Annotated in this window: 18 protein-coding genes; 11 read left to right on the top strand and 7 right to left on the bottom strand. The window is 71.5% G+C overall.

Features of this window, described 5'->3' with window-relative positions:
- The first annotated feature begins 31 nt into the window (after nucleotides 1-31).
- The 5 genes from ACZ5CW_RS25265 (at nucleotide 32) to ACZ5CW_RS25245 (ending at nucleotide 5,733) form a co-directional block, all read left to right on the top strand.
- Nucleotides 32-1,369 carry an ABC transporter substrate-binding protein gene (locus ACZ5CW_RS25265; RefSeq protein ID WP_468605046.1) on the top strand — a complete coding sequence of 446 codons (1,338 nt, stop codon included), beginning with the start codon at nucleotides 32-34 and terminating at the stop codon, nucleotides 1,367-1,369.
- A 101-nt stretch (nucleotides 1,370-1,470) separates the two neighbouring features.
- Nucleotides 1,471-2,250 (top strand): rhamnogalacturonan acetylesterase, encoded by a 780-nt coding sequence (locus tag ACZ5CW_RS25260; protein WP_468605044.1) that lies wholly within the window; start codon nucleotides 1,471-1,473, stop codon nucleotides 2,248-2,250.
- 25 nt (nucleotides 2,251-2,275) lie between these two features.
- Nucleotides 2,276-3,592 carry a pectate lyase family protein gene (locus tag ACZ5CW_RS25255; protein WP_468605042.1) on the top strand — a complete coding sequence of 439 codons (1,317 nt, stop codon included), beginning with the start codon at nucleotides 2,276-2,278 and terminating at the stop codon, nucleotides 3,590-3,592.
- 98 nt (nucleotides 3,593-3,690) lie between these two features.
- Complete coding sequence (locus ACZ5CW_RS25250; RefSeq protein WP_468605040.1) at nucleotides 3,691-4,803, top strand: pectinesterase family protein; 1,113 nt, start codon at nucleotides 3,691-3,693, stop codon at nucleotides 4,801-4,803.
- Between the two features lie 132 nt (nucleotides 4,804-4,935).
- On the top strand, nucleotides 4,936-5,733 hold the full coding sequence (locus ACZ5CW_RS25245; RefSeq protein ID WP_468605038.1) for an HAD family acid phosphatase: 798 nt from the start codon (nucleotides 4,936-4,938) through the stop codon (nucleotides 5,731-5,733).
- A 687-nt stretch (nucleotides 5,734-6,420) separates the two neighbouring features.
- Here ACZ5CW_RS25245 and ACZ5CW_RS25240 read toward each other — a convergent pair.
- The 3 genes from ACZ5CW_RS25240 to ACZ5CW_RS25230 form a co-directional block, all read right to left on the bottom strand.
- Nucleotides 6,421-7,275: a hypothetical protein gene (locus ACZ5CW_RS25240; protein ID WP_468605036.1), complete on the bottom strand. Its 855-nt coding sequence runs from the start codon at nucleotides 7,273-7,275 to the stop codon at nucleotides 6,421-6,423.
- A complete protein-coding gene (locus tag ACZ5CW_RS25235; protein WP_468605034.1) occupies nucleotides 7,272-7,877 on the bottom strand; it encodes a SigE family RNA polymerase sigma factor in 606 nt (201 codons plus the stop codon). Before ACZ5CW_RS25235 ends, ACZ5CW_RS25240 begins: the two co-directional genes overlap by 4 nt.
- A 224-nt stretch (nucleotides 7,878-8,101) precedes the next feature.
- Nucleotides 8,102-8,266: a hypothetical protein gene (locus tag ACZ5CW_RS25230; protein WP_468605032.1), complete on the bottom strand. Its 165-nt coding sequence runs from the start codon at nucleotides 8,264-8,266 to the stop codon at nucleotides 8,102-8,104.
- Here ACZ5CW_RS25230 and ACZ5CW_RS25225 point away from each other — a divergent pair.
- Nucleotides 8,265-9,575, top strand: a complete 1,311-nt coding sequence (locus tag ACZ5CW_RS25225; RefSeq protein ID WP_468605030.1) for an NCS2 family permease — start codon at nucleotides 8,265-8,267, stop codon at nucleotides 9,573-9,575. The genes ACZ5CW_RS25230 and ACZ5CW_RS25225 overlap by 2 nt on opposite strands.
- Nucleotides 9,576-9,683: 108 nt before the next feature.
- On the opposite strand, the gene ACZ5CW_RS25220 is transcribed toward ACZ5CW_RS25225, so the two are convergent.
- The 3 genes from ACZ5CW_RS25220 to ACZ5CW_RS25210 form a co-directional block, all read right to left on the bottom strand.
- On the bottom strand, nucleotides 9,684-11,138 hold the full coding sequence (locus ACZ5CW_RS25220; protein WP_468605028.1) for a peptidoglycan D,D-transpeptidase FtsI family protein: 1,455 nt from the start codon (nucleotides 11,136-11,138) through the stop codon (nucleotides 9,684-9,686).
- An 86-nt stretch (nucleotides 11,139-11,224) separates the two neighbouring features.
- Nucleotides 11,225-11,695 carry a GNAT family N-acetyltransferase gene (locus ACZ5CW_RS25215; protein WP_468605026.1) on the bottom strand — a complete coding sequence of 157 codons (471 nt, stop codon included), beginning with the start codon at nucleotides 11,693-11,695 and terminating at the stop codon, nucleotides 11,225-11,227.
- Nucleotides 11,696-11,722: 27 nt separating this feature from the next.
- Nucleotides 11,723-12,496 (bottom strand): IclR family transcriptional regulator, encoded by a 774-nt coding sequence (locus ACZ5CW_RS25210; protein WP_468605024.1) that lies wholly within the window; start codon nucleotides 12,494-12,496, stop codon nucleotides 11,723-11,725.
- 156 nt (nucleotides 12,497-12,652) lie between these two features.
- Between ACZ5CW_RS25210 and ACZ5CW_RS25205 the strand changes: the two genes are divergently transcribed.
- Both ACZ5CW_RS25205 and ACZ5CW_RS25200 read left to right on the top strand, forming a co-directional pair.
- Nucleotides 12,653-14,182, top strand: coding sequence for an aldehyde dehydrogenase (NADP(+)) (locus ACZ5CW_RS25205; protein WP_468605022.1), 1,530 nt, complete (start codon nucleotides 12,653-12,655; stop codon nucleotides 14,180-14,182).
- A gap of 76 nt (nucleotides 14,183-14,258) precedes the next feature.
- Nucleotides 14,259-14,867, top strand: coding sequence for a DUF1349 domain-containing protein (locus ACZ5CW_RS25200; protein WP_468605020.1), 609 nt, complete (start codon nucleotides 14,259-14,261; stop codon nucleotides 14,865-14,867).
- Here the strand turns inward: ACZ5CW_RS25200 and ACZ5CW_RS25195 are convergent.
- Nucleotides 14,827-16,212, bottom strand: a complete 1,386-nt coding sequence (locus tag ACZ5CW_RS25195) for an MFS transporter (RefSeq protein ID WP_468605018.1) — start codon at nucleotides 16,210-16,212, stop codon at nucleotides 14,827-14,829. The two genes, ACZ5CW_RS25200 and ACZ5CW_RS25195, sit on opposite strands and share 41 nt — an antisense overlap.
- 49 nt (nucleotides 16,213-16,261) lie before the next feature.
- Here ACZ5CW_RS25195 and ACZ5CW_RS25190 point away from each other — a divergent pair, with 49 nt between their 5' ends.
- The 3 genes from ACZ5CW_RS25190 (at nucleotide 16,262) to ACZ5CW_RS25180 (ending at nucleotide 19,223) form a co-directional block, all read left to right on the top strand.
- Nucleotides 16,262-17,248, top strand: a complete 987-nt coding sequence (locus ACZ5CW_RS25190) for a GlxA family transcriptional regulator (protein WP_468605016.1) — start codon at nucleotides 16,262-16,264, stop codon at nucleotides 17,246-17,248.
- Between the two features lie 97 nt (nucleotides 17,249-17,345).
- Complete coding sequence (locus ACZ5CW_RS25185) at nucleotides 17,346-18,065, top strand: DsbA family oxidoreductase (RefSeq protein WP_468605014.1); 720 nt, start codon at nucleotides 17,346-17,348, stop codon at nucleotides 18,063-18,065.
- 96 nt (nucleotides 18,066-18,161) lie between these two features.
- Entirely contained in the window at nucleotides 18,162-19,223 is a 1,062-nt protein-coding gene (locus tag ACZ5CW_RS25180; protein WP_468605012.1) for an aminotransferase class V-fold PLP-dependent enzyme, read from the top strand.
- The last annotated feature ends 126 nt before the right edge of the window (nucleotides 19,224-19,349 follow it).

The raw sequence follows: 19,349 nt of genomic DNA, 5'->3' as shown, positions 1-19,349 counted from the left end.
TCCGCCCGATCCAGAAGAAGAGAGCCGACCAATGAAGAGCAGCATCCCGAGAAGCAGGCGCGCCCTCACGGCCGTCGCCCTGGGCTCCGTCCTCGCGCTGACCGCCACCGCCTGCGGCGACGACGGCAGCGGCAGCGCGGGGGACAAGGGCGACGAGGGCTCCGGCAAGGGCACGATCACCTTCTGGGACAACAACGGCGGTGTGCGCACCGACATCTGGAAGCAGATCATCGCCGACTTCGAGAAGAAGTACCCGGACATCAAGGTCGAGTACGTCGGTATCCCCGCGGCCGGCGCCCAGTCCAAGTACGACACCGCGATCCAGGGCGGCGGTCTGCCCGACGTGGGCGGCGTGGGCGCGGCGATGCTCGCCGAGGTCGCCGTGCAGGGTGCGCTGGAGCCGCTGGACTCCCGGCTGGCGAAGAGCCCGCTGCACGGCAGGCTGAGCCAGAACCTGCTCGACGTCAGCAAGTCGGCCGGCGGCGGGGACGCCCTGTACCAGGTGCCGACCTCCGCCAACAACGGCACCCTGTGGTACCGGACCGACCTGTTCAAGAACGCCGGGCTGGCGGCGCCGACCACCTGGCCGGCGTTCTACGAGGCCGCCGGGAAGCTCACGGACAAGGGCAAGAACGCGTTCGGCTTCACCATCCGCGGCGGCGAGGGGTCCATCGCGCCGGCCCTCGACGCGGTGTACGGCCAGACCGGCATCACCTCGTTCTGGAACGGCGACAAGACCACCGTCAACGACCCGAAGAACGTCGCCGCGCTGGAGAAGTACGTCGCCCTGTACAAGAAGGACACGCCGTCCGCGGACGTCAACAACGACTTCACCAAGATGGTCGCGCAGTGGGACAGCGGCACGATCGGCATGCTGAGCCACAACCTGGGCTCGTACCAGGACCATCTGAAGGCGCTGGGCAAGGAGAAGTTCCGCGGCATCCCCAACCCCACACTGGCGGACGGCACCCGGGTGCAGGTGTCCAACCCGGTGGACGGGCTGAGCCTGTTCAAGTCGAGCAAGAACAAGGCGGCCGCCTGGAAGTTCATCGAGTTCGCCGTCTCCGCCGCGGAGAACTCCAAGTTCAACGAGGCGGCGGGCCAGGTGCCGGCGAACACGGACGCCGCGAAGGACGCGTGGATCCAGCAGGCCGAGCCGACCAAGCTGGCGGCGGAGGCACTGAACGGCGGCAAGACGAAGATCGTGCAGCTGCCGTACTACCTGCCGGACTGGAACACGATCTCGAAGACCGACAACGAGCCGAACTTCCAGAAGCTGATGCTCGGGAAGCTGAGCGCGAAGGAATTCCTGGACACGCTCGCCGATCAGCTGAACGAGGCTCAGGCGGACTGGAAGAAGAACCACTGAGCGCTCGGGTGGTTCCGGTTGCGGGGGCTGCCGGCCGGTCGTCGCCGGCCGCGCAGTCCCGCGCCCCTGATTCCCTCTCCCCCTGTCGGAAAGGCACCGTAGTGTCGCTCACCCGCAGACAGGTCACCTCCGCCGCCTTCGCCGCCGTACCTCTCGGCGGCCGGTCTCCGAAGGGGCGTCGCACGCTCTACATCGCCGGTGACTCCACCGCCGCGCAGAAGTACGCCGACGCGGCTCCCGAGACCGGGTGGGGAACGGCGCTCCCCTTCTTTCTCCGGCACGGGCTGGACGTCGCCGATCACGCGGTGAACGGGCGCAGTTCGAAGAGCTTCCTGGACGAAGGACGGCTCGACGCCGTCCTCTCCGCGATCCGGCCCGGGGATCTCCTGCTCGTCCAGTTCGCGCACAACGACGAGAAGGCCACCGATCCCGCCCGCTACACCGAGCCCTGGACGACGTACCGGGACTGTCTGCGGGTGTACGTCGACGGTGCCCGGTCCCATGGCGCCCGGCCCGTCCTAGCCACCCCCGTCGAGCGCCGCAGGTTCGACGCCGGGGGCGACGCCGTGCCGACCCACGGCGACTACCCCGCCGCCATGCGGGCGCTCGCACAGGAGGAAGGGGTCGCGCTGCTCGACATCGAGGCGCTGTCGCTCGCGTTGTGGCAGCGGCTCGGGGCGGAGGAGACCAAGAGGTACTTCAACTGGACGGACACCGAGCAGGACAACACGCACTTCGATCCGCCGGGTGCCATCGCGGTGGCCCGGCTGGTCGCGCAGGAACTGCTGCGCACCCGGGTGCTGGCCCGGCACGACGTGGTACGGCTGCACGAGGACGTTCCGACGTCCTGGATCACCTGGCCGGCCGCCCCGCAATCCTGACCTTCCGCCTGAGGAGAGCCGCACAGTGCGTACACAGAAATGTCATGGCCGCGTCATTCAGGGGCTCGTGGGCAGTGCCGCCCTCGTCCTCGCCGTCACCGGCACCGCCTCCGCACAGCCCGCCCACCACGCGGGCCCCGACCGGCAGGTGCTGCCCGCGAACGACGGCTGGGCCGCCCACGGCACCGGGACGACCGGCGGTGCCGCCGCCGACTTTGCGCACGTCCGTACCGTCACCACCTGGGAGCAGTTCAAAGCCGCCCTCGCGGAGGGCGGCAGCGCCCCGAAGATCATCCGGGTGAAGGGCACGATCGACGCCGACGGGCCGGGCTGCGACTCCTTCGCCGTGCCCGGATACGACTTCGCCACCTACCTCGCGACCTACGACCCGGCGGTATGGGGCCGTACCAAGAACCTCGACGCCGAACCCGCCGACAGCCCCGAGGGCCTGCGCCGCGCCTCCGCCGCCGGCCAGGACGCCCACATCAAGGCCGACGTCCCCGCCAACACCACGATCGTCGGCGTCGGGAAGGACGCCGGCTTCAAGGGCGCCAGCCTCCAGATCAAGGGCGTCGACAACGTCATCGTCCGCAACCTGAGCTTCGAGAGCCCCCTCGACTGCTTCCCGCAGTGGGACCCGACCGACACCGCCGACGGCAACTGGAACTCCGAGTACGACAGCGCCGTCGTCTACGGGTCGACGCACGTGTGGATCGACCACGACACCTTCACCGACGGCGACCACCCCGACAGCACCCTGCCGTACCACTTCGGGCGCGTCTACGAGCAGCACGACGGCGAACTCGACATCGTCAAGGGCGCGGACTACGTCACCGCCTCCTGGAACGTCTTCGAGGACCACGACAAGACGATCCTGATCGGCAACAGCGACAGCGCGTCGACGGCCGCCGTGGACCGAGGGCATCTGAAGGTCACCTTCCACCACAACCTCTTCCGCGACCTGGTCGAGCGCGCGCCCCGCGTCCGCTTCGGACAGGTGGACTCCTACAACAACCACTTCGTCGCCGGCGAGGGCTACTCCTACAGCTACGGCATCGGCATGGAGTCCCAACTCGTCGCCGAACACAACGCGTTCACGCTGCCGGACGGGGTCGGTGCCGGTTCCGTCCTGAAGAAGTGGAAGGAGGCGCCGGTCACCGCCGCCGACAACTACGTCAACGGCGTGCCGACCGATCTGATCGCCGTGCACAACGCCGAGGTGCCGGGAGAGATCCTGCAGTCCGGCGCGGGCTGGACGCCGGCCCTGCGTACCAGGGTCGACCCCGCACGGGCCGTGCCGGGCCTCGTCGACCACCGCGCGGGCGCCGGCCGGCTGCGCTGAACGGCACGGGGCCGGGGCAAACGCATGCCCCGGCCCCCTCCTCTGCCGCGAGCCGTACCGCTCGCCACCCACGAGCCGCACCGTGAAGGAGTACTCCCATGGCCTCGTCCCACCTCCCCATGACCAGACGGCGTTTCCTCGCGGTGAGCGCCGGGGCCGCCACCGGGCTCGGCCTCGCCTCCGCCCCCGCCCGGGCCGCCGGGCGACCGCGCCCGTTCGGCCGCTACGGGTCACCGGACCGCCGCCGCACCCCGGGGACCCTGTACGTCGACCCGCACGGTCACGGCGACTTCGCGTCCGTGCAGGCCGCCGTGACCGCCGCCACCGGTACCGGCCGGACACTGGTCCTCGCCCCCGGTACCTACCGGGAGACGGTCGCCGTCGACGTCGGCCGGAAGGAGATGACCTGGATCGGCGCCTCTGAGGATCCCCGGGACGTCGTGATCGTGTACGACAACGCGGCCGGCACCCCCAAGCCCGGCGGCGGCACCTACGGCACCACCGGCTCGGCCACCACGACCGTGCAGGCCGACGGGTTCACCGCCCGCTGGATCACCTTCGCCAACGACTGGCTGCGCGCCGGCCATCCGGACATCACCGGCACCCAGGCCGTCGCCCTCAAGGCGCAGGGTGACCGCAGCGCCTTCCTGCACTGCCGCTTCCTCGGCCATCAGGACACCCTGTACGCCGACTCGACGGACCTCGGCACCTTCGCCCGCCAGTACTTCGCCCACTGCTACGTCGAAGGTGACGTCGACTTCGTCTTCGGGCGGGCGACAGCGGTGTACGAGCACTGCCACTTCCGCACGCTGAACCGGACGGACCTCACAGGGGCACCGTACGGCTTCGTCTTCGCGCCCTCCACGGCCGTCGCCAACCCGCGCGGCTACCTGGTCACCCACAGCCGCGTCACCAGCGAGGCCCCGGACGCCTTCTACAAGCTGGCCCGGCCCTGGGTGCCGGGCTCCGACCCCACCGCCCGCCCGATGCTCACCGTCCGCGACACCTGGCTCGGCCCGGGCATCGACGCGGTCGCGCCCTACACGAACATGCGGGACGCCTATCCCTGGCAGTCCATGCGCTTTCACGAGTACCGCAACACCGGACCCGGCGCGGTGATCACCGAACCCGCCGACCGGCCGCAGCTCACCGACGCCGAGGCCGCGCCGCACACCCCGCAGGCCTACCTCGGCGACTGGATCCCCCGGTAGCCGCTCCCCCCGGCGGCGAGGGATTTCCCTCGAATCCGGTATCGATCGGGTAACGAGGCTCGCGGAGCGGTGAGTTATGCGCGTAGACAGTGCGTGACCTGGTGCAATACTCCCCGAACATCCGGAGATTCCATGCGGAAGTCCCTCAGAGCGGCCGCGATCGCTGCCGCCTGTGCCGTCGCCGGTGGCGCCCTGTACGGCGCCGGCGCGGCCACCGCCGGCCAGTCGACGGCGAACTCCACCCACGAGCCCTACAACATCGGGCTCCTGGTGAAGGACATCGACACGTACTACGGCACCACCGCGGACAGCAACGGCGTCTACCAGGCGTCCCCGGACAGCCCGTACGCCAAGGACCTGGCGCGCATCGACGCCGACGCCAGGAAGTACATCGACAAGGCGGCCCGCAAGGCGCACCGTCACGGTGAGAAGCCGGCCGTCGTCTTCGACATCGACGACACCCTGCTGCTCAGCCTCGACTACGAGAAGCGCTACAACTACACGTACAACGGCACCACGTGGGCCGACTACGTGAACAAGGCGGACCGCCCCGCCGTCTTCGGCAGCCCCGAGCTGGTCCGGTACGCCGAGTCCAAGGGCGTCGAGGTCTTCTACAACTCCGGCCTCAGCGAGGCGCAGCGCGCCGCCGCCGTGGAGAACCTGAAGAAGGTCGGCGCCGATGTGAACCTCGACGCCGACCACATGTTCCTCAAGGACAAGGCCAACCCGCCGGCCTACCTGGGCGACTGTGCCACCCCGGGCACCTGGAACTGCACGACCGTGCAGTACAAGTCCGGTACCCGCAAGCACATCGAGGACGACCTGGGGTACGAGGTCATCGCCAACTTCGGCGACCAGTACTCGGACCTGGACGGCGGCTACGCCGACCGTACCTACAAGCTGCCGAACCCGACGTACTTCGTCAGCTGAGCCCTTCCGGGCGGGCGGCCGGCGGCCGCTGGTACGCGGCCTCCGTCACCGGCAGCACCGTGCCGGGGCGGGGGCCGTGGCCGCGCAGGCCGTACGCGGCGGTGAAGAGGTGTTCTGTCCGGTGCGGGCAGCGCCGCGGCCATGCACTTCCTCAACCGGGGCCCGAGCCGGGGTGCCATGACCGTCGTCGTACCCGTGAGCGCCGTCACGGGGGTGGCCCTGTCCGTCGTGTGCGGTGTGCTCATTCTCCACGGCCGGCCGAGCGTCCCGTCCTGGCTGGGCATCGCCCTCCCCGTCCCCGCCCTGTGGCTGGCCTCCGGCACGGCCCCGAAACACGACGCCCCGGACCCCTCGAAGCGGTGGCCGGCTGATGGCCGGCCGGCTCGCCGCGGTACTCCTGCTGCTGCCGAGCGCCGGGCGGTACACCGCCCGCTTCCGGCAGCCCGCCGGCCGCCTCGCCCTGGCCGTGGTGATCGGAGCGGGAGCGGCGCTCGGCCTGGTCCTCTACCGCTGGTCGACCCGGCGCAGATCCTCGCCGTGGCGGTCGTCCTGGCCTCCCTGTAACCGGCCGTGCCGACGGTCCTCGGGCTCGCGGCCCTGCACGAGAAGGTGACCCGGACGCAGGCGGCCGGACTGGCGGGCGCGGCGGTCGCCGTCGTCCTGCTCAGCCTCGGCTGAGGTCCCGGATCACGAGTCGCCGTCACCGCCGCCGTGCGCGGCGAAGCCGCCGGTGACCGCGTACCCGTGGCCGTCGGCCGTGCCCGTGAAGGTGTAGCTGTCGTCCTTGGCGTCCCGGCCGCCGCGCTCGTGGTTGTACTGCCCGGCGAAGACCCACCGGCCCGCGGGGACCGTACGGCCGTCCTTGAGCGTCCAGGTGTAGACGAGGAAGCCGCCCTGCGCCCGGACGGTCTGGGTGAAATCGGTCTCGGGCAGCGACCGCCAGGCCCCCGCCGAGGACACCCCGCCGGTCTGCGCGACCTTCAACCGGACGGTGAGCGCGGTCAGTGGCTCGGACGTCTTGAGGGTCAGGTCGCTCTGGGCCCAGAAGTCGTTGCTGTGCGGGTTCACGGAGCCGTCCGACCACAGCGGGCCGTCCTGCTCGGCACGCGCCACGGGCGGCGGGGCGGAGGTGCCGGCCTTCGGGCCGGGGGAGGCCGGAGAACTCGGGGTGCGGGACGGCTGCGTGGCGCCCGTGCGGGGTGCCGGTCCGGCCGTGCGGTCCGGCGGCCGTGTGGTCGCGTCGGGAGTGGGCCTGGGGGTCGGCGAGACGGCGGCCGTCCGCTCCTGTGCCGGGGGCGAGTCCTTCACCGCGGACGCCACCGCGTACCCGCCGACGGCGAGGACCCCGGCGACCGCCGCGGTGGCGCCGGCCACGCGCGCCCAGCCGAGGGCCGACGGACGCCTCGCCCGGTGGCCGGCGCCGGAGCGGGCGGCCATACCGCGTTCCACGCGGGCCAGGATGCGCGCGCGGTCGGGTTCGTGGGACTCGGCCGCCTCGTGCAGCCGGGCGCGCAGCTCGTCGTGCACGTCCTGCTGCCTCATCGGTTCCTTCCTCCGCTCTCGCCGCCCCGCTCGCCCCCGTGCTCACCCGTGTTCGAGCGGGGCGGTGCCCCCATCGCCGCGTGCATTCTCTGCGGAACGCCCTGGGAGCCGAGCAGCCGCTGCAGTTCGGCGACGCCCTTGGACGTCTGGCTCTTAACCGTACCGACCGAGACCCCGAGGGCGAGCGCGGTGTCCTTCTCCGACAGGTCGAACGCGTGCCGGAGCACCACACACGCCCGTTTCCGGAACGGCAGCCTGCGCAGCGCCTCCTGTACGTCCACCACACCCGCCACGTCCGGGTTCTCGGTCCTCTCCTCGCGGTGCGACCAGAACAGCGCGATCCGCCGGCGCTCGCGCACCGCGCTGCGGATCCGGGTGCGGGCCAGGTTGGCGACCACGCCCCGCGCGTACGCCAAGGGGCGGTCGGCCGCGCGCACCCGGTCCCAGCGGTGCCACAGCGCCAGCAGCGCGTCCGCCGCCAGGTCGTCGGCGGCATCCGCCTCGCCGGTCAACAGGTGTGCGAGACGGGCGAGTTCGGCGTAGTGCCGGTCGAAGAAGGCATGGAACTCCACGGAGGCGGCGTCGTCGAGGACCGTGCCCACGGGTGACCCCTTCTCGGTGCGACTCTGTGAGTGTCATGTAAATGACATGCGAACGTCCGGGGGAGCGCCCGGACGGGGTTCCGGAGCGTAGCAGTGATCATTCCGTGTCCGTCGTACGGGGTGTCGGACGCCGTATGGCAGACCGAACCCGATTCCGTAACACGCGGAAAACCTGAAACAGGTTCAACGAGGGAACAATCCAGCCAGCATCCGCGCACCGACCGTCAGTCACCGAGGAGTTGGCCCATGTCCGAGACGCAGAAGACGGAGAGGCGTCCGAGCGCCCCGCCGCCCGCCCGCCACAGCGTCGACCGGTACTTCAGGATCTCCGAGCGGGGCTCCACGTTCGGCCGGGAGATACGCGGCGGCTTCGCCACGTTCTTCACCATGGCCTACATCCTTGTCCTGAATCCGATCATCCTGGGCAGCGCCAAGGACAAGTTCGGCCACACCCTCGACACCGGCCAACTCGTCACCGCCACCGCGCTGGTGGCGTGCGTGATGACGGTCGTCATGGGCGTCGGCGGCAACCTCCCGCTCGCCATCGCCGCCGGCCTCGGCCTCAACGCCGTCGTCGCCTTCCAGCTCGCGCCGCTGATGAGCTGGTCCGACGCGATGGGCCTGGTCGTCCTCGAGGGCCTGGTCATCTGCCTCCTGGTCCTCACCGGACTCCGGAAGGCGATCATGAACGCGATCCCGCAGCAGCTGAAGCAGGCGATCGGCGTCGGCATCGGCCTGTTCATCGCCTTCATCGGCTTCGTCGACGCCGGGTTCGTCAGCCGTGTCCCGGACGCCGCGCACACCACCGTGCCCGTGCAACTCGGGGCCGTGGGGCGCCTCACCGGCTGGCCCGTCCTCGTCTTCTGTCTCGGCGTGCTGCTCACCATCGCGCTGCTCGCCCGCAAGGTGAAGGGCGCGATCCTCATCAGCATCGTGACGATGACCGTCGTCGCGATCGTCATCGACGCCCTCGCCGACATCAAGAGCTGGGGCCTGACCACCCCCGAGGTCCCGGACAAGGTCGTCGCGGCCCCGGACTTCGGGCTCGTCGGTCACTTCAGCCTGTTCGGCGGCTTCGCCGAGGCCGGCGTGCTCACCGCCGTCCTGCTGGTCTTCACCCTCGTCCTGTCGGACTTCTTCGACGCCATGGGCACCATCGTCGGCATCACCTCCGAGGCCGGACTGCTGGACGACGAGGGCCAGGTGCCCGGCATCGGCCGCGTCCTGTTCATCGACGGCGCCGCCGCCGTCACCGGCGGTCTCGGCTCCGCCTCCTCCAACACCGCCTACATCGAGTCCGCGGCCGGCGTCGGCGAGGGCGCCCGTACCGGCTTCGCCAACCTCGTCACCGGCGGCCTCTTCGGTCTCGCCCTCCTCCTCACCCCGCTGCTCACCATCGTCCCGCTGCAGGCGGCGGCGCCCGCGCTGATCGCGGTGGGCTTCCTGATGATGACCCACGTCAAGCACATCGACTGGGACAGGTACGAGATCGCCGTCCCGGCGTTCCTCACCATCGCCACGATGCCGTTCACCTACTCCATCACCGACGGCATCGGCGCGGGCTTCCTGTCCTACGTGACCGTCAAGACGGTCCTGGGCAAGGCGAAGGAGGTCAACTGGCTGCTGTGGGCGGTCTCGGCGCTGTTCCTCGTGTACTTCGCGATCGATCCGGTGGAGCAGGTGCTGGGGGTGAAGTGAGGGACGCCGCGCGATCAGCCACGGGCCGTCCGTGGCTGATCGCGTCCACGCGCCGGAGCCGCACATCGACGCGGCCCCGCGCCTGTACGGGGCGCCGCCCGGCCGGTGCTACCTCAGGGCCGCCTGCATCATCGCCCTGGCCACCGGCGCGGCCAGCCCGTTACCGCTGACCTCCGACCGCGCGGCACCCGACTGCTCGACCATCACCGCGACGGCGACCTCCTTGCCGTTGCTGTCGGACTTGCCGTACGAGGTGAACCAGGCGTACGGCGTCTTGCTGTTGTTCTCGCCGTGCTGGGCGGTACCGGTCTTGCCGCCGACGGTCACCCCGTCGATCTGCGCGTTCGTACCCGTACCGTCCTTGACCACCGTCTCCATGGCCGACTGCAGCTGCTCGGCGGTCGAGGAGCTGACGATCTCCTCGGTGTCCGCGCCGTCGTCGTAGTTCTTCAGCACCTCACCGCCGCTGTCGGTGATCTGCGAGACCATGTGCGGGGAGACCAGCTTGCCGCCGTTGGCGATGGCCGCGGACACCATGGCCATCTGGAGCGGGGTCGCGGTGACGTCGAACTGCCCGATGCCGGACAGGCCGGTCTGTGCCTCGTCCATGTCGGAGGGGTACACGCTCGCGTAGGCCCGCACCGGAACGTCCTGCTCCTGGTCGTTGAAGCCGAACTTCTCGGCCATGGCCTTCACCTTGTCCTGGCCGAGCTGGACGGCCATGTGACCGAAGACGTTGTTGCAGGAGTACTGCAGGCCGACCCGGATCGAGGCGTTCTTGCACGGCGCCGACTTGTTCTCGTTCGCCAGCACGCGGTCCGTGCCCGGCAGGGTGTACGGGTCGGGGCTGTCGGTGTGCTCGTCCACGTTCTTGTACAGCCCGTCCTCCAGCGCGGCCGCCGCCACGACCAGCTTGAACGTCGAGCCCGGCGGCAGCGGCTGACGCAGCGCGCGGTTGGTGAGCGGCTTGTCCTTGTCCGCGTTGAGCGCCTTCCAGGCCGTCCCGGCGGTGTTGGCGTCGGTCAGCGAGGAGGGGTCGTAGGACGGCGTCGACACGGCCGCGAGGATCTTGCCGGTCCTGGGGTCGATGGCGACCGCGCCGCCCTTCTTGTCGCCGAGCGCCTGGTACGCCGCCTTCTGCACGGCCGGGTCGATCGTCGTGAGCACGTTGCCCGGGTCGGCCCGCCGGCCCGTGATGGTGTCCAGCACGGTGTTCAGCTGGGGGTCCGTGCCGTTGAGCAGGTCCGTGTAGATGCCCTCCAGCTGGGTGGGCGCGTAGGCCTGCGAGGCGTAGCCGGTCACCGGCGCGTACAGCTTGCCGTTCCTGTACGTCCGCTTGTACGCGAGATCGCTGCCCTTCGTCCGTGCCGAGCCGGTGATCGAGTTCCCGGCCACGATGATGTTGCCGAGCGGGCGCGAGTACGTCTCGATCGCGTTCCGCCGGTTCTTGTTGTCGTCCGCGAGGGCCTTGCCGTCGTAGAACTGCACCCACGTCGCCCTCACCAGCAGAGTGAGCACGAGCAGCAGCGCGAAGACGGACGCCCGCCTGATCGTCTTGTTCATCCCGCTCGGAAGACGACCGGGACAGGGTCGATCGTTCCCGCACGCCCGGATTTCTCATCGAGCGCTCAGGAATCCCGTCCGGAGGTTCAGCCCTCCAGGATCAGGACGACCTCCTCGATCTCCCGGCCCCGCCCGCTCGCGTAGCCCCGGGCCCGGACCGTCTCGCGGAACCCGCACTTGCCCAGCACGCGCAGCGAGCCGGCGTTGTCGGCCGCCGCCCGCGCGTACAGGGGCCGTTCGGGCACCTCCGCGAGCAGGGCCCGCAAGGCCGCCGTGGCCACGCCCCGGCCCCAGTACGCGCGGTCGATCCAGTAGGTCACCTCGCGCTCGCCGGCCGTGCCGTACACCGCCGCGTTGCCGGCCACGGCTCCGTCGGCCAGGACCGTGCGCAGCACCTCGGAGGAGTCTCTGAGACGCTGCCAGTGGGCTGCGAAGGAGTCCCGGTCGTACGGCTTCTCCGGGCCGAACGCGGCCATCCGCACGGCCTCGGGGTCGGTCATCTGCCGGAAGAACACCGGCACGTCGTCGTCCTTCACGGCCCGCAGCGCGATCTGCATGGCACCGAGCCTACGACCCGGCGGGTCTCAAAGCCGTCTGGTCGCCAGCGTCAGCCGGTCCCGCGCGTCGAACAGCGCGTCCTTGATCAGCTGCTCGTGGGCGGGGGTCAGCCGGGCCACCGGGACCGAGCAGCTGATGGCGTCACGGGCGGGCGTGCGGTACGGGATCGCCACACCGAAGCAGCGCAGGCCCAGCGTGTTCTCCTCGCGGTCGACCGCGAAGCCCTGCTCCCGGACCTGGTGCAGCTCCTCGATGAGCTTCTCGCGGTCGGTGATGGTGTTCTCGGTGAGCGCGGGCAGCGTCTCCGGCAGCAGCTTGCGCACCTGCTCGTCGGTGTACGTGGCGAGGATCGCCTTGCCGAGCGAGGTGGAGTGGGCCGGGAGCCGGCGGCCGACCCGGGTGAAGGGGCGCAGGTAGTGCTGGGACTGGCGGGTGGCCAGGTAGACGACGTTGATGCCGTCGAGACGGGCCAGGTGGATGGTCTCCGTGGTGTCGTCGGAGAGCCGGTCCAGGGTCGGACGCGCGGCGGCCACCACCTCGTCGCCGTCGATGTACGACGTGCCCACGAGCAGCGCCCGCACCCCGATGCCGTACCGCGTGCCCGTCGCGTCCGTCTCCACCCAGCCCAGCTCCACGAGGGTGCGCAGCAGCATGTACAGGCTGGACTTGGGATACCCCACGGCCTCCTGCACGGCCGCGAGCGAGTGCATACCGGGCCGGCCGGCGAAGTATTCCAGCAGTTCAACGGTCCGTACCGCGGACTTGACCTGCGCCCCGCCGCCTGTGTCGCCTGCCGTCATCGCCCTTGACCCCTTCGTTCGCCGAGGACCTGGATATTGAGGACCCAGATATATAGTCTCCGAGCAGCGAATTCATCATCAGAGACAGTGTTCAGTATATCGAACGCGACTGATGGGTGACCGAGATAGTGCGGCCTTAACTGGGAGGGACCCGCGGTGGCAGCAGCACCAGTCTGGAGTGTCGACCCGCGCACCGGGAAGCAGCGTGAACAGGTTGCGGTGGAGGCCACAGCCCAGGAGGTGGACGCGGCGGTCCGGGCGGCCCACGCCGCCCGCGGCGCCCTCGCGGACCGCGCGGTCCGCTCCGCGTTCCTCCGCTCGGCCGCCGCGGGCCTGGAGGCGGCCGAGGACGGCCTGGTCGAGACCGCCGACGCCGAGACCGCGCTCGGTCCGGTCCGGCTGACCGGCGAACTGGCGCGCACCTGCTACCAGTTGCGGGCGTTCGCGGACCTCGTGGACGAGGGCGCCTTCCTCGACGTCATCATCAACCACCCCGACGACACCGCGACCCCGCCCGTCCCGGACCTGCGCCGTTACAAGGTGCCGCTCGGCGTGGTCGCCGTCTACTCCGCCTCCAACTTCCCCTTCGCCTTCTCCGTCGCCGGCGGTGACACCGCGAGCGCGCTGGCCGCGGGCTGCCCGGTCGTCGTCAAGGCCCACCCCGACCACCCCGCGCTGTCCGAGCTGGTCGCCCAGGTGCTGCGCCGGGCCGCCGCCGGGCACGGCCTGCCCGAGGCCGTCGTCGGGCTCGTGCACGGCTTCGAGGCGGGCGTCGAGCTGATCAAGCACCCGCTGGTCTCCGCCGCGGGCTTCACCGGTTCCGTACGGGGCGGCCGGGCCCTGTTCGACGCGGCCGCCGCGCGCCCCGTGCCGATCCCGTTCCACGGCGAGCTGGGCTCCCTGAACCCGGTGCTGGTCACCGAGGCGGCCGCGGCCGAGCGGGCGGAGGAGATCGGCGGCGGGCTCGCCGGATCGATGACCCTCGGCGTCGGCCAGTTCTGCGTCAAGCCGGGGCTGGTGCTCGTGCCGTCCGGCGCGGGCGGCGACCGGCTGGTGAAGTCCCTGGCCGACGCGGTCGGCGACACCGCCGCCGGGGTGCTGCTCGACCACCGGATGCGGGACAACTTCGTCGCCGGGGTGCGCGAGCGTGCCGGCCTGGAGGGTGTGGAGTCCCCGGTGACACCGGGCGCGGGCGGCGAGCACACGGTCAGCGCCGGGTTCCTGACGGTGCCGGCGAGCCGGGTGGCCGAGGAGGGCGCGTACGACCTGCTGCTGGAGGAGTGCTTCGGGCCGGTCACCGTGGTGGTCCGCTACGCGGACGAGGGGGAGGCGACGGCGGTGCTGTCGCGTCTGCCGGGCAACCTGACGGCGACGGTCCAGCTGTCCGCGGAGGAGGCCGCCGGCGGCGGCCGGGGCGCGGAGATCCTCGCCGAGCTGACTCCGCTGGCCGGGCGTGTGCTCGTGAACGGATGGCCGACGGGGGTGGCCGTGGCGCCGGCCCAGCATCACGGCGGGCCCTACCCGGCGACCACGTCCACGTCCACGTCCGTGGGCGGTACCGCCGTCGAGCGGTGGCTGCGGCCGGTCGTCTACCAGAACGCGCCCTCGGCCCTGCTGCCCAAGGAACTGCGTGACGAGAACCCGCTGGGACTTCCCCGGCGGTTCAACGGGGTCCTGGAGCGGTAGCGGGTTCCCCGCGTTCCCCGCGCCCCTGAGACGGCTGCCCCCCGAGGGGCCCCTGTTCTGCTGCGACAATCGGATGATGGACGTGGAACTTCCCGAACTGCCCTTCCCCCTGCGGACGTACGGACCCGACGGACACTGGGCCTACGAGGACGGTGTGCTGGCCGGATGGGCGGGCCCTCGGCAGGATCGATTCGTCACGCCGACCGGGGAGGCCCTGGAACCCGCCTCCGACGCGCCCCGGCTGCTCGGGGCGCCCGAAGGGGACTTCCAGCTGATCGCGCGGGTCACCGTGGGGTTCCGTGCCGCCTTCGACGCCGGAGTCCTCTACGTCCACGTCGGCGAGCGGGCCTGGGCCAAGCTCTGCCTGGAGTACTCCCCGGACGTGCCCACCGTCTGCACGGTGGTCACCCGGGGGCACTCCGACGACGCCAACTCCTTCACCGTGGACGGCAAGTCGGTGTGGCTGCGGGTCAGCCGGACCGGCCGGGCCTTCGCCTTCCACGCCTCCCGGGACGGCGTGCGCTGGACCTTCGTCCGGCTCTTCACCCTGGGGGAGGAGAAGGAGACCGGTGCCGCACTGGTCGGGTTCATGACCCAGTCGCCGCTGGGGGAGGGATGTGTGGTCACCTACGACCACATCGAGTTCAGGGCCGACTGGCCGAGCGACCTGCGAGACGGCAGCTGAGGGCGAAGGTCGGGACGAACAGGGCCGCGCCCAGCGCCAGGCTCGCCCGCATCCCGGTGTCGTAGCCGCCGTTCACCAGCGCGCCGAACACCGCGATCCCCAGCCCGCCGGCCACCTGCCGTGCCGCGTTGAGCACTCCGGCCGCCAGGCCCGCCCGCTCGGCCGGTACGGCGTCCATCATCACGGCCGTCAGCGGCGGGACGGTCAGCGCGCAGCCCAGCGCCATCGGGATGAGCAGGACCGCCACCACGGGGGCGGGCGTGCCGGAACCGACGGCGAGCAGGCCGAGCAGGCCGGCCACGGCCACGGCCTGGCCGATCAGCATCGGCAGCCGCGGGCCGTAGCGGCCGGCGAGCTTCCCGGACACCACGTTGGTCACCGCGATCAACCCGGACATCGGCAGGAACAGCAATCCGGTGTACAGCGCCGAACGGCCCTGGACCTGCTGGAAGAAGAGGGAGAAGAGGAACACCCCGCCGTAGAAGGCGAAGCTGCACGCCGCCCCGGTCGCCACGGCCACCCGCACCGTCCGGTCCCGGAACAACCCGATCGGGACGACCGGGTGCGACTGCCGTCCCTCGAACCGTACGAACAGGACGGCGGCCGCCACCGCCACGGCGAAGGCCACGACACCCGTCGTACCGCCCTCGATGACCGCGAACGTCAGGCCCGTCAGCGTGATCACGGCCGTCAGCTGGCCCGGCAGGTCCAGGGGCGCCGGCCGGGGCCGGGAGCGCGGTGCCCGCGAGCCCAGGGCCAGGGCGACCGCGCCCAGCGGCAGATTGATGAAGAAGATCCCCCGCCAGTCCCACGCCGTGGTCAGCGCGCCGCCCGCCACCGGGCCCAGCGCCACCGCGACCGAGCCGCCGGCCGCCCACAGCGCCACCGCCTTGGCCCGCTGGGCCGGATCGGTGTACGCCTGCCGCACCAGGGACAGCGAGGCGGGCAGCACGACGGCGGCCGCCACGCCCTGCACCACCCGTGCGCCGATCAGCGCCGGGAGGGTCGGGGCCAGACCGCAGGCCGCCGAGGCGAGGGTGAAGACGGTGATGCCGAGGGCGTACGCCCGGCTCGCCCCGGAGCGGTCCGAGAAGGCGCCCGTGGAGAGCATCAGGGCGGCGAAGGCGAGGGTGTAGGCGTCCACCACCCACTGCAGTCCGGACATCCCGCCGCCCAGCGAGGAGCCGATGGCCGGCAGGGCCACGTTCACCACGGACGCGTCGAGGGTGATCAGCGCGAAGCCGAGCAGGGCGGCCGTCAGGGTGCGGGCCGGCCGGTGCGGAACGTCCAACTCGCCTTCCAGGGAGTCGAGTCGGGCTTCGTCGAGGGTCTGGTCGGTTGGCATGTCCCCATGCTGCGGATCGTTCCCGGCATACAGTAGTGGCCTGAATGCCATGCATCCGGAGGTTCTGGCCATGCTCCGTGTCGCGGTCGTCGCGTCACCGCCCGTGTCGATGTTCAACCTCGCCATCCCCGAACTGCTCCTCGGCAAGGTCGAGGTCGGCGGCCGGCCCGGCTACGAGGTGGTGATCTGCGCCCCCGACCCCGGACCCGTGCCCACCACCGGCACCCTGGACCTGCATGTGCCGCACGGTCTGGAGGCGCTGCGGGGCGCGGAGACGGTGATCGTGGCGGGCACCGGCGAGCCCCTCTCACCGGACCGGCGGGTGCTGGACGCCCTGCGTGAGGCCGCCGACGCGGGGGTGCGCATCGCCTCCATCTGCACCGGTGCCTTCTCGCTCGCCGAGGCCGGTCTGCTCAAGGGCCGCAAGGCCACCACCTACTGGGCGCACGCCGAGGAACTGCGCCGCCGGCACCCCGACATCGAGGTGCAGGGCGATGTCCTCTACGCCCAGGACGGCCAGTTCCTGACCTCCTCCGGCTACGCGGCCGGCATCGACCTGTGCCTGCACCTCATCCGCACCGACTACGGCGCCGCCGTCGCCAACGAGGTCGCCCGGCTCGCCCTGGTCGCCCCGGTCCGCCCCGGTGGCCAGACCCAGTTCACCCAGACCCCGCTGCCGCCCGAGCGCGGCACCGCCTGCGCCGACACCCGCGGCTGGGCCATGCGCAACCTGGACAAGCCGCTCACCCTCACCGATCTGGCCCGGCACGCCGGAGTCTCGGTACGCACCCTCACCCGGCGCTTCCACGCCGAGAGCGGGGTCAGCCCGCTGCAGTGGCTGCTGCACCAGCGCATCGAGCGCGCCAAGGAACTCCTGGAGACCACCACCCTGCCCATGGACCAGGTGGCCGCCGCCTGCGGCCTCGGCACCGCCGACTCGCTCCGTGCCCACCTGGTCCGCCGCACCGGACTCACCCCGAGCGCCTACCGCGCCCAGTTCAGCCGGCGCGGCGGCGGGCCGCGGGCGGTGGCGTGATCCCGGTGACCGGGGAATGAGACGCGCTGATTGAATGTTCACGTATCGGGCGGCTGGGAGAGTCCCCGTGCCCGTACGACCTGGAGAGAGCCGAAGAATGCGCGTCGAGATCTGGAGCGACATCGCCTGCCCCTGGTGCTACGTGGGCAAGGCCCGCTTCGAGAAGGCGCTGGCTGCCTTCCCGCACCGCGACGAGGTCGAGGTGGTGCACCGCTCCTTCGAGCTGGACCCGGGCCGCGCCAAGGGCGACGTACAGCCGGTGATCACCATGCTGACCGGGAAGTACGGCATGAGCGCGGCGCAGGCCCAGGCCGGCGAGGACAACCTGGGCGCCCAGGCCGCCGCCGAGGGCCTGGACTACCGCACCCGGGACCGCGACCACGGCAACACCTTCGACATGCACCGCCTGCTGCACCTCGCCAAGGAGCACGGCAGGCAGGACGAGCTGCTCCAGGTCCTGTACCGGGCCAACTTCGCCGAGGAGCGGTCCGTCTTCACCGAGGGCGACGAGCGCCTGGTGGAGCTGGCCGCCGAGGCCGGACTGGACGCCGACGCGGCCCGCAAGGTGCTCGCCGACCCGGACGCGTACGCCGACGAGGTCCGCGCCGACGAGCGCGAGGCCGCCCAGCTCGGCGCGAACGGCGTGCCCTTCTTCGTCCTCGACCGCGCCTACGGCGTCTCCGGCGCCCAGCCCGCCGAGGTCTTCACCCAGGCGCTGAACCAGGCCTGGGGCGAGCGCTCCCCGCTGAAGCTGGTCGACCAGGGGGACGGGGCGGCCTGTGGGCCGGACGGGTGCGCGGTCCCGCAGCACGGCTGAAAGCCGCAGGTCGGCGCGGACCTATAAGGATCTCTAAGCGGATCCACGTAAAAATTCGCAATGGACGGGGACTTCCCGCGGCCGCAGAGTGGTCCCATGAACACCACGGAGACGTTCGAGAACCTCGTCCGCGCCGAGTTCACCCCGAAGAGCACCTACCTCAACACCGCCAGCAACGGCCTGCTGCCCGCCCGTACCGTAGCCGCCCTGCACGAGGCGGCACTGCTGCGGGCCGAGGGCCGGCCGCTGACCCCGCTGTACGAGGACGTGGAGAGGTGCCGGGCCGCGTACGCCCGGCTGGCCGGCGTCCCGGCCACCCGGGTGGCGGCAGGCGCCTCGGTCGCCGCGCACACCGGCGTGATCGCCGCCTCGCTGCCCGCCGGCGCCGAGGTCCTGACCGCCGACGAGGACTTCACCTCCGTACTCAACCCGTTCCACGTCCGGGGCGACCTCAAGGTCCGCACGGTCCCGCTGGAGCGGATCGCCGAGTCCGTCCGCCCGGGCACCGCGCTCGTCGCGGTCAGCGCGGCCCAGTCCGCCGACGGACGCGTCGCCGACCTGCCCGCCCTGCGCGAGGCCGCCCGCGCCCACGGCGCGCGCACGTATGTCGACTTCTCCCAGGCCGCGGGCTGGCTGCCGATGGACGCGGACGCGTACGACTTCACCGCCTCCGTCTCCTTCAAGTGGCTGCTCGGCCCGCACGGCGCGGCCTTCCTCACGGTCCCCGAGGACTTCGGCGGACTCGTGCCCGTCCTCGCCGGCTGGGTCGCGGCCGAGGCCCCGTGGGGCAGCTGTTACGGCCCGGTCGGGGAACTCGCCCACTCCGCGCGGCGGTTCGATCTCACCCACGCCCTGTTCACCTACGCCGGACTGCGCCGCTCCCTCGAACTGATCGAGGAACTCGGGATGACCGCCGTGCACGCGCACGCGGTGGGGCTCGCCGACCGGTTCCGCGCCGGCCTTGCGCACCTCGGCCACGAGCCGGTGCCCGCCCCCGGCTCGGCGATCGTCTCGGTGCCCGGACTCGGCTCCCGGCAGCCGGAGTTGAGCGAGGCGGGCATCGAGGTCTCCGACCGCGCGGGCAACCTGCGCGCGGCCTTCCACCTCTACAACACCGCCGCGGACGTCGACCGCCTGCTGGCGGCGCTGTCCGGCTGACATGACCGGGCCGGGGGGGTCCCCTCCCCCCAAAAAAGGACCCACCCAGTGTTTTCCCGTACCCCCCTCCCCCCCCGCTAAGCCCCCTCCCCCACCCCAACCCACCCACCCCCCCCACCCCCCCCC

The organism is Streptomyces sp. NPDC031379 (assembly GCF_055569615.1).
The sequence above is the reverse complement of the archived record's forward strand: the minus strand, read 5'-3'. Positions and strand labels throughout refer to the sequence as shown.

What these genes read in the sequence shown, in the direction of transcription:
- ACZ5CW_RS25265 (WP_468605046.1), top strand. Translation starts at nt 32, where the DNA reads ATGAAGAGCAGCATCCCGAGAAGCAGGCGCGCCCTCACGGCCGTCGCC.
- ACZ5CW_RS25250 (WP_468605040.1), top strand. Translation starts at nt 3,691, where the DNA reads ATGGCCTCGTCCCACCTCCCCATGACCAGACGGCGTTTCCTCGCGGTG.
- ACZ5CW_RS25245 (WP_468605038.1), top strand. Translation starts at nt 4,936, where the DNA reads ATGCGGAAGTCCCTCAGAGCGGCCGCGATCGCTGCCGCCTGTGCCGTC.
- ACZ5CW_RS25240 (WP_468605036.1), bottom strand. Translation starts at nt 7,275, where the DNA reads ATGAGGCAGCAGGACGTGCACGACGAGCTGCGCGCCCGGCTGCACGAG.
- ACZ5CW_RS25225 (WP_468605030.1), top strand. Translation starts at nt 8,265, where the DNA reads ATGGCCTACATCCTTGTCCTGAATCCGATCATCCTGGGCAGCGCCAAG.
- ACZ5CW_RS25230 (WP_468605032.1), bottom strand. Translation starts at nt 8,266, where the DNA reads ATGGTGAAGAACGTGGCGAAGCCGCCGCGTATCTCCCGGCCGAACGTG.
- ACZ5CW_RS25220 (WP_468605028.1), bottom strand. Translation starts at nt 11,138, where the DNA reads ATGAACAAGACGATCAGGCGGGCGTCCGTCTTCGCGCTGCTGCTCGTG.
- ACZ5CW_RS25215 (WP_468605026.1), bottom strand. Translation starts at nt 11,695, where the DNA reads ATGCAGATCGCGCTGCGGGCCGTGAAGGACGACGACGTGCCGGTGTTC.
- ACZ5CW_RS25210 (WP_468605024.1), bottom strand. Translation starts at nt 12,496, where the DNA reads ATGACGGCAGGCGACACAGGCGGCGGGGCGCAGGTCAAGTCCGCGGTA.
- ACZ5CW_RS25200 (WP_468605020.1), top strand. Translation starts at nt 14,259, where the DNA reads ATGGACGTGGAACTTCCCGAACTGCCCTTCCCCCTGCGGACGTACGGA.
- ACZ5CW_RS25195 (WP_468605018.1), bottom strand. Translation starts at nt 16,212, where the DNA reads ATGCCAACCGACCAGACCCTCGACGAAGCCCGACTCGACTCCCTGGAA.
- ACZ5CW_RS25190 (WP_468605016.1), top strand. Translation starts at nt 16,262, where the DNA reads ATGCATCCGGAGGTTCTGGCCATGCTCCGTGTCGCGGTCGTCGCGTCA.
- ACZ5CW_RS25185 (WP_468605014.1), top strand. Translation starts at nt 17,346, where the DNA reads ATGCGCGTCGAGATCTGGAGCGACATCGCCTGCCCCTGGTGCTACGTG.
- ACZ5CW_RS25180 (WP_468605012.1), top strand. Translation starts at nt 18,162, where the DNA reads ATGAACACCACGGAGACGTTCGAGAACCTCGTCCGCGCCGAGTTCACC.